The 16,968-nt window shown below is 33.0% G+C and carries 15 protein-coding genes; 7 read left to right on the plus strand and 8 right to left on the minus strand.

Annotation, left to right across the window (positions count from 1 at the left end):
* Position 1 precedes the first annotated feature (1 nt).
* The gene (locus HGP29_RS13925) at positions 2-289 is read right to left on the minus strand and encodes a TIGR03643 family protein (protein ID WP_168883029.1); all 288 of its coding nucleotides are present in this window, start codon (positions 287-289) and stop codon (positions 2-4) included.
* A gap of 216 nt (positions 290-505) precedes the next feature.
* On the opposite strand from HGP29_RS13925, the gene HGP29_RS13930 reads away from it, so the two are divergent.
* Complete coding sequence (locus HGP29_RS13930) at positions 506-922, plus strand: hypothetical protein (protein ID WP_168883030.1); 417 nt, start codon at positions 506-508, stop codon at positions 920-922.
* 58 nt (positions 923-980) lie between these two features.
* On the opposite strand, the gene HGP29_RS13935 is transcribed toward HGP29_RS13930, so the two are convergent.
* The 6 genes from HGP29_RS13935 to HGP29_RS13960 all read right to left on the minus strand — a co-directional run bounded on the left by HGP29_RS13935 (position 981) and on the right by HGP29_RS13960 (position 7,550).
* Positions 981-2,189 (minus strand): acetate/propionate family kinase, encoded by a 1,209-nt coding sequence (locus tag HGP29_RS13935; protein WP_168883031.1) that lies wholly within the window; start codon positions 2,187-2,189, stop codon positions 981-983.
* A gap of 136 nt (positions 2,190-2,325) precedes the next feature.
* Complete coding sequence (gene pta, locus HGP29_RS13940; RefSeq protein ID WP_168883032.1) at positions 2,326-4,419, minus strand: phosphate acetyltransferase; 2,094 nt, start codon at positions 4,417-4,419, stop codon at positions 2,326-2,328.
* 56 nt (positions 4,420-4,475) lie between these two features.
* Entirely contained in the window at positions 4,476-4,856 is a 381-nt protein-coding gene (locus HGP29_RS13945; protein ID WP_168883033.1) for a RidA family protein, read from the minus strand.
* A gap of 81 nt (positions 4,857-4,937) precedes the next feature.
* Positions 4,938-5,300, minus strand: coding sequence for a hypothetical protein (locus tag HGP29_RS13950; protein ID WP_168883034.1), 363 nt, complete (start codon positions 5,298-5,300; stop codon positions 4,938-4,940).
* Between the two features lie 21 nt (positions 5,301-5,321).
* The gene (locus HGP29_RS13955) at positions 5,322-6,629 is read right to left on the minus strand and encodes a sigma 54-interacting transcriptional regulator (RefSeq protein WP_168883035.1); all 1,308 of its coding nucleotides are present in this window, start codon (positions 6,627-6,629) and stop codon (positions 5,322-5,324) included.
* Positions 6,630-6,761: 132 nt separating this feature from the next.
* Positions 6,762-7,550 (minus strand): carbonic anhydrase family protein, encoded by a 789-nt coding sequence (locus HGP29_RS13960; protein WP_168883036.1) that lies wholly within the window; start codon positions 7,548-7,550, stop codon positions 6,762-6,764.
* Positions 7,551-7,846: 296 nt separating this feature from the next.
* On the opposite strand from HGP29_RS13960, the gene HGP29_RS13965 reads away from it, so the two are divergent.
* The 4 genes from HGP29_RS13965 to HGP29_RS13980 all read left to right on the plus strand — a co-directional run bounded on the left by HGP29_RS13965 (position 7,847) and on the right by HGP29_RS13980 (position 13,079).
* On the plus strand, positions 7,847-9,172 hold the full coding sequence (locus HGP29_RS13965) for an aspartate kinase (protein WP_168883037.1): 1,326 nt from the start codon (positions 7,847-7,849) through the stop codon (positions 9,170-9,172).
* Positions 9,173-9,376: 204 nt separating this feature from the next.
* Positions 9,377-10,702, plus strand: coding sequence for an N-acetylmuramoyl-L-alanine amidase (locus tag HGP29_RS13970; RefSeq protein WP_168883038.1), 1,326 nt, complete (start codon positions 9,377-9,379; stop codon positions 10,700-10,702).
* 215 nt (positions 10,703-10,917) lie between these two features.
* Positions 10,918-11,394 carry an Lrp/AsnC family transcriptional regulator gene (locus HGP29_RS13975; protein WP_168883039.1) on the plus strand — a complete coding sequence of 159 codons (477 nt, stop codon included), beginning with the start codon at positions 10,918-10,920 and terminating at the stop codon, positions 11,392-11,394.
* 110 nt (positions 11,395-11,504) lie between these two features.
* A complete protein-coding gene (locus tag HGP29_RS13980; RefSeq protein ID WP_168883040.1) occupies positions 11,505-13,079 on the plus strand; it encodes a M28 family peptidase in 1,575 nt (524 codons plus the stop codon).
* Between the two features lie 77 nt (positions 13,080-13,156).
* On the opposite strand, the gene HGP29_RS13985 is transcribed toward HGP29_RS13980, so the two are convergent.
* Entirely contained in the window at positions 13,157-14,851 is a 1,695-nt protein-coding gene (locus HGP29_RS13985; RefSeq protein WP_168883041.1) for an OstA-like protein, read from the minus strand.
* A 168-nt stretch (positions 14,852-15,019) separates the two neighbouring features.
* On the opposite strand from HGP29_RS13985, the gene tilS reads away from it, so the two are divergent.
* Positions 15,020-16,363, plus strand: coding sequence for a tRNA lysidine(34) synthetase TilS (gene tilS / locus HGP29_RS13990; RefSeq protein WP_168883042.1), 1,344 nt, complete (start codon positions 15,020-15,022; stop codon positions 16,361-16,363).
* Between the two features lie 8 nt (positions 16,364-16,371).
* Positions 16,372-16,893, plus strand: coding sequence for a Crp/Fnr family transcriptional regulator (locus HGP29_RS13995; RefSeq protein ID WP_168883043.1), 522 nt, complete (start codon positions 16,372-16,374; stop codon positions 16,891-16,893).
* The last annotated feature ends 75 nt before the right edge of the window (positions 16,894-16,968 follow it).

A 16,968-nucleotide genomic window follows, 5' to 3' on the forward strand; every position in this document is an offset into this window, starting at 1 on the left:
GTTAGTACATCTTCTTACTAATTTTATTTCCAGTAATCAACCTTTGACGGTTACATTTGAATCTTGTGATAGCATCTGATCTTTTCTTAAGATGTTTACTACTTGCTCCAGAATGGACTCTTTTTCTCCACCTTTTGAAGCTACTTTCTTTAAGATGTAATCTCATTATTTTGATTACATTGCTTTCATTCAATCCAAATTGAACTTCAATTGCCGCGAATGGTGTTCTATCTTCCCAAGCCATCTCAATCACTCTGTCCAATTCTTCATCACTCAGTTGATTATACATATATGGAAAACATCATTCATAGAATTTTGTTTAGAAGTGCTTCTGAATTTATTTAACTAAATGATATTGTGATTGATCCTAAAAAATGTAAAAGGAGAAGATGCATTCTTTTAATCTCATAACATAACGCACATGTATATATGCTTTCCAAAAAAAAAATCATATACTTGTGACAAGTAATTATCCACATCAATCATATAAAGCAGACTTATAACTATGAGAGTATTTAAACAAGATGCTGAAATAAGCATACTAAATGAGCTACAAGAAGTATCAAATTTGATTATTTCTACCCTGAAAACGGATACTTCTGATCCTTCTTTTATCGAACTAATGAACTATTTAAGCACAGTACAGGGATACTATGCTAAAGTAAAGTTTCATGAAAAGATCTTTAATGAAAAAGAAGAAAAAACAATTGAAAAGCAGATTCCTGTACTAGACAGTATTGAGAACAACTATAAGAAGTTGAATGATTTCTACTCAAGCTTTATTAAGCAAGCAGAAGTGATTGGGTTTGAAAAGCTAAATGAAACAAACATGATTGAAAACTCAATCTCAGAAGAATTTTCAGAACTAAGAACATTTGCTTATTCCCATAAGATCAACTCTATTGGGGAAGAAAGATTTTAATCTAAAAAAAAGGCAGATCATTAACTGATCTGCCTTTTGTATTTATCTCTAACAATAACTATCCTAAAACAGCTAAAGTTTGTTGAGCGATTTCTAATTCTTCATTTGTAGGTACAATAAGTACTTTTACATTAGAATCAGAAGTAGAAATTGTTTCAATATCAGAAGCTCTTAACTTGTTGTTTTTCGCTTCATCAAGATAAACTCCTAATCCTTCTAATTCATTAGCAGCATATTTACGGATACCGTGATCGTTTTCACCAACACCTGCAGTAAATACAATAGCATCAGCTCCGTTCATTGCAGCCATATATGCTCCGATATATTTCTTAATACGGTAAGTATACATATGAGTGGCAAGGATCGCTACTTCATCACCTTCATTGTAACGAGCTTCAATGTCACGCATATCTGAATCACCAGTTACACCTAACATACCTGATTTTTTGTTCAATAAGTCATAAACTTCCTCAGATTTCATGTTTAATTTATCCATTAGGAAGAATACAACAGCTGGATCAATGTCACCAGATCTTGTACCCATCATTAAACCGTCAAGAGGAGAGAAGCCCATTGATGTATCAATACACTGACCGTTTCTAACAGCAGCCATTGAACAACCATTACCTAAGTGGACAGTAATGATTTTAGAATCTTTACCTTCTAAACCTAAGTGATCGATAGCAGCTTTAGATACATATTTGTGTGATGTACCATGCATACCATATACACGAACACCATGTTCTTTGTACAATTCTGTAGGAATCGCATAACGATAAGCTTTACCAGGCATTGTTTGGTGGAAAGCAGTATCGAATACAGCTACTTGAGTAGCTTTTTGGAATATCTTAGTACAATCTAGGATACCTTGAAGGTTTGCTGGATTGTGAAGTGGAGCCAATTGGAAACACTCTCTAATTTTTTCTTCAACTTCTGCAGTGATAACAGTAGTCTCATTAAAGAATTCACCACCATGTACAACTCTGTGGCCTACAGCTTGGATGTCATCTGTATTTTGGATTACTCCATTTTCAGCATCAGTCAATAAAGCTACTACTTCTGTTAAACCAACATTGTGATTTGGAATCGGTAATTCCTTCTTGGTTTTAGTTTCGTTGCCTTCAGCATCAAATGTTTTATGAGTGATGATACCCGATTCTAATCCGATACGTTCAACGATACCTGAACATAACACTTGAGTACCGTCCATCTCAAATAGTTGATACTTCAATGATGAACTACCTGCGTTAATTACAAGAATTTTCATTTTTGATAATTATGGAGTTGAGTTGATATAAATTTTTTCGAAATGCAAAACTAGAAAGATTACCCCATACAATGTAAGGGGTAATCTTAATATATTTTAAGTGATACTTATTTAATGATAAGTATTATAGATCAAATTATGCTTGGTTACCTTGGATAGCAGTGATAATCACTGTGTTCAAGATGTCTTCTACTAAACAACCTCTAGAAAGGTCATTCACTGGTTTATTTAAACCTTGAAGAACAGGACCAATAGCGATAGCACCTGTTTCTCTTTGTACTGCCTTATAAGTATTGTTACCTGTATTCAAGTCAGGGAAAATCAATACATTAGCTTGACCTGCAACTTCTGAACCTGGCATTTTTTGAGCACCAACTTTAGGATCTACGGCCGCATCGTATTGGATAGGACCTTCGATTTTTAAGTCAGGACGCTTTTCTTGAGCAATTTCTGTTGCTTTACGTACTTTTTCAACTTGCTCACCAGATCCTGATGAACCAGAAGAGTAAGATAGCATTGCAATTTTAGGCTCGATACCAAAAGCAATAGCTGTTTCTGCAGACGATAATGCAATTTCTGCTAACTGCTCAGAATTAGGGTTAGGGTTTACAGCACAGTCACCATAAACTAAAACTCTATCTGGTAAACTCATAAAGAATACAGAAGAAACTACAGAAGTACCTGGCTTCGTTTTAATGACCTGTAATGCTGGACGAATTGTTGCTGCTGTAGTATGAACTGCACCAGATACCATACCGTTAGCATCACCCATTTGTACCATCATTGTACCAAAGTAAGAAACATCAGACATTGCATCGGTAGCCATATCCAAGTTCATACCTTTATGTTTTCTTAATTCATATAAAGTATTTACATATTCACTGAATTTATGGTACTCTACTGGGTTGATAATTTCTAATAGATCAAAATCGATATTGATAGCGTTCTTACGAGCAACATCTACGATTTCTTCTTTATTACCCAATAAGATAATATCTACAATATCTTGTGAAGAAAGAATTGCAGATGCTTCCAAAATACGAGGATCGTTACCTTCTGGAAGAACGATTCTAGCTTTCTTCTGTCTTGCTCTTTCAGTTAATTGGTATTGGAACATCTTAGGTGTCATACCTTTCACCTTAACAGTGGCAAGCAATTCAGACAACATTTTAGAATCTACATGCTTGTCGAATAATTCTTTTGCGTAAGCAATTCTAGATAAATCATTCGGACGCATCGATGCAGAAACTTCATTAGCGAAGTTGGCTGTAAGATATGTGTTTGCAGGAACAGAAAGAATAGGGAACATGTCCTTCATACCTTCAATTACCTTCTTAATAGACTCATCAGGCTCCAAACCAGTTGTTAATAACATACCAGAGATGTTTGGATAAGATTGTGCTCTATGTGCAGATAAAGTACCTAACACGATATCGCCTCTATCACCAGGAGTAATAACTAAAGAGTTTTCTTTAATTTTTGGTAAGAAGTTTTGCATTTGCATGGCTGCAATAGTGATGTTATCCACTAATACATCCATGTTTCTAACACCATATAATACTTTTGCATCCAAGTGCTCTGCGATATCTCTTACAGTTGGAGAAGAAATTCTTTCATCGGCAGGAATTGTCGATAAAAGCATTTTTTTATTCTTAAACTGATCAGCAAGTTTAACGTTTAAGTCGTTAATGATATCACTGTTAGTTCGGTTTACAATAGCACCAATTACCTCACAATCACTTGATTCGAAATCATCGATAGCTACTCTTAATGCATCTACACAGTCATCTGTAGACTTGTTGTTTGCATTAGTAAGTACTAATACCGGAGCAGCTAAGTTTTTAGCAAATTCAATATTTAAGCTATGCTCAAGAGTGATACTATTTTTGTAATCACTACTTTCAATTAAGATAAAATCGAAACGGTCTTCAAGTCTCTTGTACTTGCTGATCACGATTTCTAACATTTCATCTTTTTTGCCCTGAGAAATTAATTCGTTAGCTCTTTTTAATGTTAAACCATAAGCCTCTTCATAGTTAAGATCAAGATTAAAATGGTCGATAACTAAAGAAATATGCTCATCGTCTTTGGCAGATTGGAAATCGCCAATAACTGGTTTAAAGAATCCAACCTTAGAACTTTTACGTAAAGAACTTTCAAGGATCCCTAAAGCAACTAAGGCTTTTCCGCTATTCGGTTCAGCTGTGCTGATGTAAATCGAATTAGTCATTTAATTTAATAAGTGATTGTTGTCTGTATTTTGATCTATGGGTTACTGCAAATAATTTATTTTACTGCAACACACGAAATTTCTATTCCTACGTCTTTTGGAAGGCGAGCTACCTGTACAGTTTCTCTTGCAGGTGCTGTTTCTTCATTGAAGTAAGTAGCATATACTCCATTAATATTAGCAAAATCATTCATGTCTCTCACAAAGATGCTACATTTTACTACGTTCTCGTACGTCATGCCTGCTGCTTCCAGAACATAACCGATGTTTTTCATTACTTGATGAGTCTCATTTTCAATTCCGTCAGAAACGAAATTTCCTGTAGATTGGTCGATAGCAATTTGTCCAGATACATACAAAGTGTCGTTGGATAAAACTGCTTGAGAGTAAGGGCCTAGAGGACTAGGAGCTAATTCGCTGTAAATTATTGTTTTCATGAGAGTGTGATAATTTTCATAATAATTCACAAAAATAGACAGATAGAATTGCGCTCATAGTGACACATGTCAGTTTTTACATTAATTATGCAAAAAAGTTTGAATTTGACCCAATAATATTTTGCTATCGGCTAAAAACTTAGCAATAAGTTGTTCATGTTCCTCTTCACTGAAATCAGTTTTTTTGAAATCCTTCTCTAAACTCAATACAATGTCAGCCATTGAAGTAACATTTAGTATTTGAAACGAAGGTTTTAAACGGTGGGCAACTTTACCTATAGTTAGCCAGTCGTTATAGCTTTTAGCATCATTTATTTCATCAATACCCTCTACAAGGTTGGTTTTAAAGGATTCTATCATTTTAATAACAAAAGAATTATCACCTCTTGATAATGCTTCTAGCTGGGTAGTATCGAACATTCTCATGTTTTGGGTTGTACTCATGTGGTTAATAATTTGGTGTTATTACTTGGTTATCTTACCATCTTTAATCAATTGGTAGATTTTAGATTTACTGATATCAAGTTTATCAGCTACATAATTTACCTTTCCTTTGTATTTTTTCAAAAAGAACTCGATAATTTCGATGTTATATTCTTCTATTGTTCGTTCTTTTTTGAGTAAATCTGTAGAAATTTCCTCTTTTTCTAAGTGAATATCTTTCGATTTTATCTCATTATCATCGGATAAAACTACTGCTAAGTCAATAATCGCTTTTAATTGTCGGACATTTCCTGGGAAGCTATATGCATTGATTTTATTGAAAGCACCTTTGGATAAATATTTTGCTTGAGTTTGCCCAAATTCAAGAGATGCTTCTTGTAAAAAGTGAGACGAGAGTACATGAATATCTTCCATTCTTTCCCTTAATGGTGGTAGTTGTAGGGGTAAACCCAATAACCTGTAGTATAAATCCTCTCTAAATTTATTTTCAGCCACTTCATTTCGAAGGTTTCTATGTGTGGCAGTAATTAACCGTACATCAACAGGTATTACATCATTCCCACCAATTCTTGTTATTTCTCTTTCTTGTAATACTCTTAATAGTTTCGTTTGTAGCTCTAAGGGTAATTCTCCTATCTCATCGAGAAACAATGTACCTTTTTCGGCTTCTTCAAACTTTCCTATTCTCTTTTTTGTCGCTCCGGTAAATGCTCCCACTTCATGTCCGAAAAGTTCACTCTCAATAAGGTCTTTTGGAATAGCACCAACATTTACTGCAACAAATGGAAATTGTTTTCTTAAAGACTGATCATGGATGCCTTGTGCAATTAATTCTTTACCGGTTCCCGTTTCTCCAGTGATATTGACATTGATATTGGTACCTGAGGCTTTTTTCATCACTTCAAAAACCTTTTCTATGGCTTTCGATTCACCTTTAATTAAATAAGAGTAATCTGGATCTTCTAAATTGTCAAAGTTTTCTACTTGTGCATTTTGTAAAGTTGAGGTTACACTTTTCTCGAAATTTTCATCGAAAAGGAGAAAATCTTGAAACTTGTTTTCTATAGCTAGTTTATAATTATAGATGTTGTTAGAGGTAGAGATAAGTATAAACTGATGTATCTGATGAAATGCTTTAAGAAATTTGCCTATTTGTTTGATACTACTATCACTAATGTTTTCATCCCAGAATAACAGATCAATATTTTTTTCAATAGTATGAATTCTGTCTTCTTGATTTAAATGAATGATTGTATGGTTCTGTAAAATTTCAGGCTCATAAAAAGGAAGTAAAATATTATCGTTTTTTGTTATGATACAGATATTCATTCAATCTTTGAATTAGGGTTGGAGTATAGTAATACAAAGAACAAAAATAATAACTTCTTGAAAAAAGTAGCTAATAAAAAAAGCCACCTTATATAATAGGTAGCTTTTCTTAATGACAATATAATGTTGTGATTAAATATGTTTCGCCGTCACTAAAAGGTCTTCTTTTTCAACATGTCTACCTTTTAGATCTTGGATATGTCTGGCATTATTGCCTTCCAATTTATTTAAGAACTGAATTTGATCAGCACTAGCTTCAAAAATAACTTGGTTAATATGCCAAGAAACGGTCTCTGTATATGGAGGAGTTGTTAACGAACCATTGTAATGATAATAATGCTTCATTTCCTCACATCCATATTTACCAAATAAGTCTTCCAATCTCACTTCCTGATCAGTAACATTGGCAATACCATTCTCATCTTTAGGAATCTTGTTGATGAACTCATTGATAAATGGATTTTCTTTACCCATTTTGAATAGTACACCAATTACTAAATAATGAGGCTTTTCTGATTGATCATGATCCAACACATTTACCATATGTAATTCCATTGGATAAGTGATACCATCAATTTGATGTTCTGAGGGAGTGTGGAAGTGTAATTGTTTGAAATTGTATTTTACATCATCAAAATATAATTGAGATGTACTATCAAAATCTAATTGTACAGTATGTCCTTTATTTTCAACGGCATTACAATGTGCTTCAATATTTAATTTTGAATGGATCACATCGTCAACTTTCCCTGTTAAAATATTAATTGGAGATTGAATGTCACCAAATTCTCCATTAGGTACTGCATAAGGAGTTTCTGATATAGCCACATGGTCATCATGTTCTTTTACGGACTGTTTTGTATTTTCACAAGATATAAGTAATGCACAGAAAATACTTAGTTGTAGTAAAATTTGTTTCATAACTATGAGAGAATAATATTGACTTGCTTTGAAATGAAATAATGAGAACGCAAGGTCAAAAAATAATTAGTTGTTATAGATGATGAAGAATAGATAGAATAAGTAATTATTGTCACCTTCCAAAATTAAGATATTTTATTAAAAAAACATAGACTTTGTTATTTCTCATAACTAGCGTTGTTTTATTTATAACATCATGTGTTATTTGGGTATTTATTGTCTTTTTTTTTCTTGATCGATCTTGAGACAATCATATTTGTACTATCAAAAATTAAACACAAAAAATTTCTAGTGCGATGTTAGTTTATAAGTTCGGTGGTACTTCAGTTGGTTCAGCAGAAAATATGATACAGGTAAGCAACCTAATCGTAGGTGGCGAGTCTAAAATCGTTGTTTTATCAGCAGTTTCAGGTACAACAAACTCTTTAGTAGGTATTTGTGATGCATATTTTGCAGGTGATAAGCAATTAGCTGAAAAATTAGTTGAAGATTTCCGTCCGAAATACGATAAACATATTTTTGAACTACTTCAAGAACAATCTTCAAGAGATCAAGCAAATGATTTAATGGAAGAAAAATATGCTTTACTAAAGTCATTTAGCGTTGAAGGATTCTCAGAAATAGAAGAAAGACAAATTCATGCACAGGGAGAGTTGATCTCAACAAAGTTAATGCAGTTGTATTTAGAAGAGCAAGGAGTAAATTCTGCTTTAATCCCAGCATTAGACTTTATGCGTACAGAAAATGGAGAGCCATTGTACGATGAGATCGAGAAAAGATTAGCAGAAGTTTTAGCTCAACATAAAGGTGTAGATTTATTTATCACACAAGGATATATCTGTACAAACGAATTTGAGCAAGTAGATAACCTTAAGAGAGGAGGTAGTGATTACACAGCATCAATTATTGGAGCTTGTGCTAATGCTAAAGAGGTTCAAATCTGGACGGATATCGATGGTATGCACAACAACGACCCTCGTTTTGTTGAAGGAACCAAAGCTGTTGAGTGTTTAACATACGATGAGGCAGCCGAGTTAGCTTACTTTGGTGCAAAAATTCTACACCCACTTACAGTATTACCAGCGAAGAAGAAAAATATTCCTGTTCGTTTAAAAAATACAATGCAACCTGAAGCATTAGGTACTGTAATTGGACCAAATTGCGATACAAGCTTACCTGTAAAATCTATTGCAGCTAAGAATGGTATTGTTGCTATTAAGATTAGATCTTCTAGAATGTTAATGGCCTATGGTTTCTTGAAAAATGTATTCCAAATCTTTGAAGATTATCAAACACCAATTGATATGATTACTACTTCAGAGGTTGCCGTATCATTAACTATTGATAAAACAGACAATCTTCAATCAATCTTAGCTGACTTAAGAGAATTGGGTCAAGTTGAGGTAGACGAAGATCAGTCAATCGTTTGTGTTGTTGGTCAAGGATTAATTGAAGATTCAACAATTGTTTCTAGAGTGACAACAGCATTAAATTCATTAAAAGTTCGTATGATTTCATACGGCGGTAGTGCAAATAATATCTCTATTTTAATTCCTTCGGAAAATAAAAATGAGGCATTAAACCTACTTCATTCAGAATTATATACTACTTCTTTGGTTTAAGAATAACTAGAAGGATTATTTATATTTCAATTTAAAGTGCTCTAACTATTGCGGTTAGAGCATTTTTTTTGCTAATTTTTATGTAATTACATCAGATATTCTCAACTTTGTTCATCCTATGATGTGATGATTCATTGTTACTCGTAATATAAAATCTTTCATTTCCTTTAAAGTCGTAAATAAATAACTGTAGTGTATTCCTAAATGAAGATTAGCAGCATATATAAATGTGTAGCCATAATACTATGTACTTTATGTAGTAGTGGGGACATATATGCTCAAATAAATCAGCAATTAGCCCATTACTATAAAAGGAGAGCGAAGAAATATTTGGTCAAGAGCCCTAAACTTTATGAATATTTCTCTATTGATCAAAGGGGAATTATAGTTTATGCTTCACCTGCTCATAGAAAACAAAATAGAGCGGAGTTCTATGTCCGATGGGATGAATTATCCACATTAAAAGATGTTTTTGAATATTCCGATAGAAGTTACCAATATCAAGTGTATTGTAATAAAGGAGTGAAGCCCTTTACTCCAGATGTGATTCAATCCGTTCAAATATTGAAAAGCATGACGACTTTTACTCCTTCGTCTATCATGAAACCCTTATCAGGAATTCGTGTTGCCATTGACCCTGGACATATTGCGGAGGACATGAAAATGGCTAAAGTAGAGGGGAGGTTTGTCGATATGAAATTGAAAGATGGTACTCATATTCAATTAAAAGAAGGAGACTTAACATTAACCACAGCCTATATCCTAAAAGATAGTCTTGAAAAGTATGGGGCAAAAGTCTTTTTAACTAGAGAAACAGCTGGAAATTCAGGAGCCTCAAAAGAATCATATAATTTATGGAAAAAGAGACACCTGCAAGGGAAGCTACACCAACATAAGCTTACTAAAAAAGAGATGATGCACATCTTGTATCATACTCCAGAATCTAGAATTTATAGACAGTATTACTTGCAAGATGATTTAGAAGTAAGAGCACAAAAAATAAATTACTTCAAACCTGATGTAACAGTAGTATTACATTACAATGCTGATGAATTAAATGTCGGTTGGAATAAACCATCAAAAAGGAACTTTAGTATGAGCTTTATTCCGGGTTCCTTTCTTTCTAAAGAGTTGGCAACAAAAAGAGACCGATATGATTTCCTACGTATCTTGATAAGCGACTATACTAAAAACTCTTATTACCTAAGTAAGTTTGTTATGGAACAGTTTGAAGATTACCTAGATGTTCCTGCTGTAGATCCTACTACTGAACCTAGATACCTTAAAAATGTAGCATTACCATTAGGAAATGGAATCTATGCAAGAAATTTAAGATTGTGTAGACTTTTAAATTCACCAATGTGTTATGGTGAACCGTTATTACAAGACAACGAAAAGGAGCTAAGAGCATTAAATGATAATGATAGAAAAAATGGAAACATTTCACCAAGAGTAATAGAAGTAGCTAATAGTTATTTTTATGGAATCTTGAATTATGTCAATTATATAAAAAGCCAGCATACCCCTTAAATGTACCAATAGAAGCTATTTTAAGCTATAAAATTCCAAAGAAGTTAAACTATATTACACGTAGCAGAATTTTAGTTGGTAGTATTGGTATATCACAAAATATTATTATAAATTGCCCACAAATTAAATAGTGGATGCTGTCTATGCTAAATAATCGACCAGCATACATAAATACCAATTCCATATTTTTTTAAAACACCACATTATAGCATAAAATGAAAAAGGCTGCATTAAGGTTGGACCATACCGATAGAAGAATACTGGATATTCTTCAGAAACAAGCAAAAATCACTAACGCTCAATTGTCTAAAGAAATCGACCTTTCACCTGCTCCAACATTAGAAAGAGTAAAGAAACTCGAGAATTCCGGTATCATTGAAAGCTATCATGCTAAATTGAATACTAAGGCTTTAGGCTTGGGAGTAACGACGTTTGTAAATGTGAAAATTGAAAAACATAATCAAGAAAATCATACATCGTTTTTAAGACAAGTGGATCAAATTCCAGAAGTGATTGAATGCCATCACGTAACAGGGAATAGTCACTATCTTTTAAAAGTGATTACAACTGATATTGAAGAATATCAAAGAGTACTGTTGAATAAGTTAAGTGAGATCAAAGAAGTTGATGATTTACAATCAATGATTGTTTTATCGTCTCCAAAAGATGCTCATACTATTCCAGTTCCTTAGAGAACAACAATTAATAATACAGTGCTATCTAAGAATAAATAATAGCACTGTATTATTTTCCCAATTCAATACTTACATTCAAACTAAGTTCATTTCATCGATATTATTTAATGAAAAAAACAAATCTATTAGCAGCTTTAACCTTTGCGTTTACTTCTATGAATGCACAGGATATTAAGCTTGAATCAAATGCAGAGGATGTACAGAAGTACATGAACACCATTACCCAAGAAGAATTGAAAGGACATTTATCAATTCTTGCTTCAGACGAGTACGAAGGTAGAGAAACGGGTGAGCGAGGTCAGAAAATGGCTGCAGATTACATTGCAAAACATTTTATGAATAAAGGATTGGTTGGTCCTGTAAAAGACAATCCAAATCCTTATTTTCAGCAGTTTGATTTATATAATCAGAAGTATACCAACTTTACCATTTCAGCAAATGGTAAATCAGCAAAATTATTCGATGATATCTTCCCATATGGTAATTTTACATTTAAAGAGGACGTTGAATTAATTTTTGTTGGATTTGGAGATTCAACAAAAACATTTGATGATTATGCAGGAGTAGATGTAAAAGGAAAGGGGGTAATCTTCTTCCAAGATTCACCAGATGAATATGGTCCAGAAGCAAAAGTGAACGGATTAAGAAGAAAAGCAAAATATGCAGCTGAGAAAGGTGCAGCCTTTGCAATTATTCTTCCTGAATCGGATGAGAAATTTAATACACAAACTAGTCGTTATGCTAGTTACTTAAAGAAAGGTAGATTAACGTTTAATAAACCTCAAAAATCTAATGAGCAAAATAGCTTTGGTTTAGTATTAGGTAAGCCTTCTACATTTATGGAAGTGTTAGGACTTGATGAGTCTAAATTTAATAAAGCTATTGCAAAATCTCTTAAGAAGCAGGAGTCTCCTAAGCATACTACATTTAAAGTATCTATCGATGCGGAATTTTCTACAATGAGGGTTCCAACTGAAAATGTTTTAGGTTTTATGGAAGGTACTGATCTAAAGGATGAGGTATTAGTTGTTACTTCACACTATGATCATGTAGGTATTATTGATGGAAAAATTCATAATGGTGCCGATGATGATGGTTCTGGTACAACTGGTGTATTAGAAATTGTAGATGCTTTTGCTCAAGCCAAGAAAGATGGTAAAGGTCCTCGTAGATCTATTCTATTTATGACTGTAACAGGTGAAGAGAAAGGTTTGTTAGGATCAGAATACTATTCGGAGCACCCAATTTTCCCAATGGAAAAAACAATTGCAGATTTAAACGTAGATATGATTGGTAGAGGAGATGATGCTCATAAAGATCAGCCTAACTTCGTTTATGTGATTGGTTCTGATATGTTGTCCTCAGATTTACATAGCATTCATACACAAGTATCTCAAACTTATAAATCGGATTTAGCTTTAGATTATACTTATAATGAGAAGAACGATCCAAATAGATATTACTATAGATCTGATCATTATAACTTTGCTAAGCATGGTGTTCCTGTAATCTTCTATTTTAATGGTACTCATGAAGATTATCATCAACCGACAGATACAGTAGATAAAATCGCTTTTGGGCCAATGCAAAATAGAGCTCAATTGATTTTTGCCACAGCATGGGAATTAGCGAATAGAGATAAAGCTCCTGTTGTTGACAAAGAAGACAATGGAAGTAAATAATATTAATTTCCAATAAAAGAAAGGCCTACATTCAATTATGAATGTAGGCCTTTCTTTTATATATCTATGGAAGAAGGTTAATCTTCATTTTTTGCTTCCGCTTGTCCTGACGATGGTCTTTTTGGACGATCCTTAAAAAGAGGTTCTCCCTTGTAATTCTTGTTTAGAACTTGTGATCCATCCCAAAGGATTTTAATCTCACTTTGTCCAATAACAGGGTCTCTTGGCATATTATCAGGTAAGTCTCTTCTAGTACGAACTCTGGTTAGCAATTCAGATTTTGGTGGAATCTCATCAAATCTATTTTTAAAACCAGGTAGATACTTATCAGGGCCTTGAATTTTACTTGGAGGTAATACTGTTGAATTTGCTTTAGCATTGTACTCAATATTTTCCACCTCATTACCAACTTCAAAATAGATCGTCATACTTGGGCATGAAGATTTATTTAAGGCATAAATGTTCTTCTTATCGTCTGTTAGTTGGAAGAATCGAGTCATACCATTACCCTTTACATCTACTTTGTTTAGCTGATTCTCTTCAAAGTGTGCAATGATTTTTTTACCCTTCACTTGGTTAAAGTTTTGGATAGTATCTTCAGAGATAATAAAACCGTTGCGATTCAAGTATAATCTTTCAACACCTTTAGAAGTGATATCTGTTCTGATGGTTTCGCCTGTCATTTGAGACTTCTGAGCCCAGATACGAGGATCATCATAGAAATAAATCATTGAGTCGTTATAGTAGTAGACTAATGAATCACACCTTGATTTCATGTCCTTGTTCCACATAGCTACATTATGATACGCATAAAGAGTATTTTCTTTGGTAGTCGTATCATTAATAGAGTGGAGAGTATCAGCCGCTAGGTAATACATATCCATCCAATTACCATTGATTGGTTTACTCATTAATGCGTTTCCATAGGCAAAAGTAGAACTATCTTCTCTTACAACATAGTCGGCGTAAATCATGGCTGTATCGAGCTTACTGTAGAAAATCACATTGCCAATAGCCGTTGAATTACCAGAATTTTTATCTGTATCAACTTTGTCGCCAATTAAAATGTATTTTTCATTTTCAACAACAGCAGATCCCTCGAAATGTACCTTACCACTTTCAGTGTTATATGTACCTGCATTCGCCTCTACATCACCATCTTTACTTTCAATTCTTGTTCTAGTATTGAAAATGGCAATTTTAGTATCTCTATCGTAAATCAATTTCTCCGTAACCAGGTGTTGTACTTTGACAGTATCATCCATTACAACATCTTTTACGAAAATTAATTCTTTCTTTTTCAAGTAACCTTCAATAGAAGTAAGTACCATTGTTTCTTGAGTAACAGTACCACCTGTAAGGTATTTGGCATCTTTAGTAGTTGTATTGTAATAAAGTTTGTCAGTAACTAATACTACATCTTCGTCAATTAATTTAACGATTTTACCTGTGATGATTACTTGACCGTTGCGTTTGTCGTAATCCATTTTGTCACCAGTAATTTTTGTCTTTTTATCGATGACGATAACATTACCAGTAGCGATTACTCTTTCAGTTTTGATTTCTTGTCTTGCCTCGTCACAATAAATTGTGGTGGTCTTCTGATCTAATTTTACCCTCTTTGTTGGTGAACTGTAGAATACTCTCCATCCAGATATACCTTTAGATCTAGCAGCACTAATTCTAACTTTATCTTGATTTTGAGCATTGACATTGATGGACATTACCATCGTGAGAAATACAATTAGACCTAAAAAAAATTTTTTCTTCATTATCTTTTAACTACTTAAGAGATCGAGCAATTTTTTTAATTTTGCTAGCTTGCAAATTTATCCTTGTTAAACCAATTTTCCATGAATATTATGAATTACCATTGAAATATTTATGAATTCATATGATTTTCAAGGTTAAACTTTCATGAATATTTAAACTTGACACACATGTATGACAATCAAAATAATTTATCTGTCCAATTTTTAACTTTTATTAAAAACAAAGGGTTGAGAAAATCAGATAGAATTCTTCTTGCATTTAGTGGTGGCGTTGATTCTGTTGCACTATGTCTTTTATTCGTGAAACATGGTTATAATGTTACGCTGGCTCATATGAACTTTAACCTTAGAGGGGAAGAAAGTAATGAAGATGAGGAGTTTGTGCGTGAATTTGCGAAAAAGAAGAAAGTAAATATTCACATAAAGAATGTTAATACCTCAAAGCTAGTTCAAGAAAGTAATCAGTCAACACAAATGATTGCTAGAGATATTCGATATACTTGGTTTGATGAATTAAAAAAGGAAGAAGGTTTCGATTACATAGCTACGGCACATCATAAATCTGATAGTGTTGAAACGGTATTATTTAATTTAATAAAAGGAACAGGCATTGAAGGATTACATGGGATTAAATTTCAGAATAGAGATGTGATCAGACCTTTACTATTTGCGTCAAAGACTGAATTGAAAGAATTTGTGCAATTTTCAAAGGAAGGTTGGAGAGAAGATAGCTCAAATAGTATTAATAAATACGCCAGGAATTTAATTCGTAATAAGATTATTCCTTTGATGTCAGAAATTAATCCACAGGTAGAAAAGGCAATAGCGAATACATCACATAAAATAAGTCAAATAGAAAATGTGTTTCTTAAGAAGGTAGAAGGAATCAAGAAATACAATTGGGAGGTTACTCAAGATGAAATATATATCAACTATCGTCAATATTTTAATAAAGATGATGCCTTAATTATTCTATTCTACCAATTAAAAGAATATCATTTTGATTGGGTGACGGTAGTGAATATCTATGAGAAACATTCCAAGGCAGGGCTGACTTTTTATAATAATGATAGTTCATATGTTTTGATGACAACTACTGATCAATTGATATTAAGAAAGGTCACAGTGAATCATTCTTCAAATAAATTAGAAATTAATAATGAAGGGAGATATACCATTGCTTCTACCTCTATTGATGTTAAAGTTGTAGAAGTTGTAGCTTTAACGGATCTATCTGAAAATTCAATATATATCCAAGAAGAGTTCTTTCCACTAATTCTGAGAAATGTAGAAGATGGAGATAGAATTAAACCCTTTGGAATGAAAGGAAAATCAAAAACGGTGAAAGATTTACTACAAGATGAGGGAGTACCAGCTTATTTAAGAGATAACGTTTTTGTAATACAAGCTAATTCAGGTGAAGTATTATCAGTAGTTGGATATAGAAATTCCGAAAAGTTGAGAATTAAAAAATTTCCTGCAAAACTATTTGAGATCACTTTAAAATCGTAGATTTGGTTATGCTAAATATTTTTAAGAAAACATATACTACTGAAGAAAGAACACTTTTTGATTTTATGAGAAAGGGTATTCTTTTTTCGAAACTATCTGATGAAGAACTTGCTAAATTTGCTCCTCATCTTCATTTGCGTCATTATACTAAAGGTGAGGTAATTTTCTTTAGAGATGATCCAAGTCAGGCTTTATATTTAGTAAATAGTGGAATTATTACTCTTAACATTGATATTGAAGATAAGTTTGAGGATTTAGTACACCTGAAGGCGACGGAAACCTTTGGAGATAATGCAATTCTCGAAGGTACGAATAGACCTTATAACGCAGTTTGCTTTTCGGAACATGCTGACGTTTACGTTATTCCAAGTGCTGTGATACATGATATTTTTGAAGAAAATATTAAAATTCAAGCAAAAATGATGGTGAGTATGGCAGAGATATATGATCGATTTACGAGCCATTTATTTAGAGCATACAAGGAATCATTTGGCTTTTTTGACCTTGGAAGAGCCTTTATGCCATTTTAATTGTAATAATATCATAAATAAAACATGACGAATGTCATGTAAATTAGATGTTTTTTGTATTTTTGCCTTTGTAGA

The sequence above is a fragment of the Flammeovirga agarivorans genome (assembly GCF_012641475.1).
Lineage (GTDB): Bacteria > Bacteroidota > Bacteroidia > Cytophagales > Flammeovirgaceae > Flammeovirga > Flammeovirga agarivorans.

Excerpts from the sequence above, each read along its gene's own strand:
- pta (WP_168883032.1), bottom strand. The coding sequence starts at position 4,419 with ATGACTAATTCGATTTACATCAGCACAGCTGAACCGAATAGCGGAAAA.
- HGP29_RS13980 (WP_168883040.1), top strand. The coding sequence starts at position 11,505 with ATGAAAAAAACAAATCTATTAGCAGCTTTAACCTTTGCGTTTACTTCT.
- HGP29_RS13945 (WP_168883033.1), bottom strand. The coding sequence starts at position 4,856 with ATGAAAACAATAATTTACAGCGAATTAGCTCCTAGTCCTCTAGGCCCT.
- HGP29_RS13975 (WP_168883039.1), top strand. The coding sequence starts at position 10,918 with ATGAAAAAGGCTGCATTAAGGTTGGACCATACCGATAGAAGAATACTG.
- HGP29_RS13955 (WP_168883035.1), bottom strand. The coding sequence starts at position 6,629 with ATGAATATCTGTATCATAACAAAAAACGATAATATTTTACTTCCTTTT.
- HGP29_RS13995 (WP_168883043.1), top strand. The coding sequence starts at position 16,372 with ATGCTAAATATTTTTAAGAAAACATATACTACTGAAGAAAGAACACTT.
- HGP29_RS13930 (WP_168883030.1), top strand. The coding sequence starts at position 506 with ATGAGAGTATTTAAACAAGATGCTGAAATAAGCATACTAAATGAGCTA.
- HGP29_RS13960 (WP_168883036.1), bottom strand. The coding sequence starts at position 7,550 with ATGAAACAAATTTTACTACAACTAAGTATTTTCTGTGCATTACTTATA.
- tilS (WP_168883042.1), top strand. The coding sequence starts at position 15,020 with ATGTATGACAATCAAAATAATTTATCTGTCCAATTTTTAACTTTTATT.
- HGP29_RS13985 (WP_168883041.1), bottom strand. The coding sequence starts at position 14,851 with ATGAAGAAAAAATTTTTTTTAGGTCTAATTGTATTTCTCACGATGGTA.
- HGP29_RS13970 (WP_168883038.1), top strand. The coding sequence starts at position 9,377 with ATGAAGATTAGCAGCATATATAAATGTGTAGCCATAATACTATGTACT.
- HGP29_RS13950 (WP_168883034.1), bottom strand. The coding sequence starts at position 5,300 with ATGAGTACAACCCAAAACATGAGAATGTTCGATACTACCCAGCTAGAA.
- HGP29_RS13935 (WP_168883031.1), bottom strand. The coding sequence starts at position 2,189 with ATGAAAATTCTTGTAATTAACGCAGGTAGTTCATCATTGAAGTATCAA.
- HGP29_RS13925 (WP_168883029.1), bottom strand. The coding sequence starts at position 289 with ATGTATAATCAACTGAGTGATGAAGAATTGGACAGAGTGATTGAGATG.
- HGP29_RS13965 (WP_168883037.1), top strand. The coding sequence starts at position 7,847 with ATGTTAGTTTATAAGTTCGGTGGTACTTCAGTTGGTTCAGCAGAAAAT.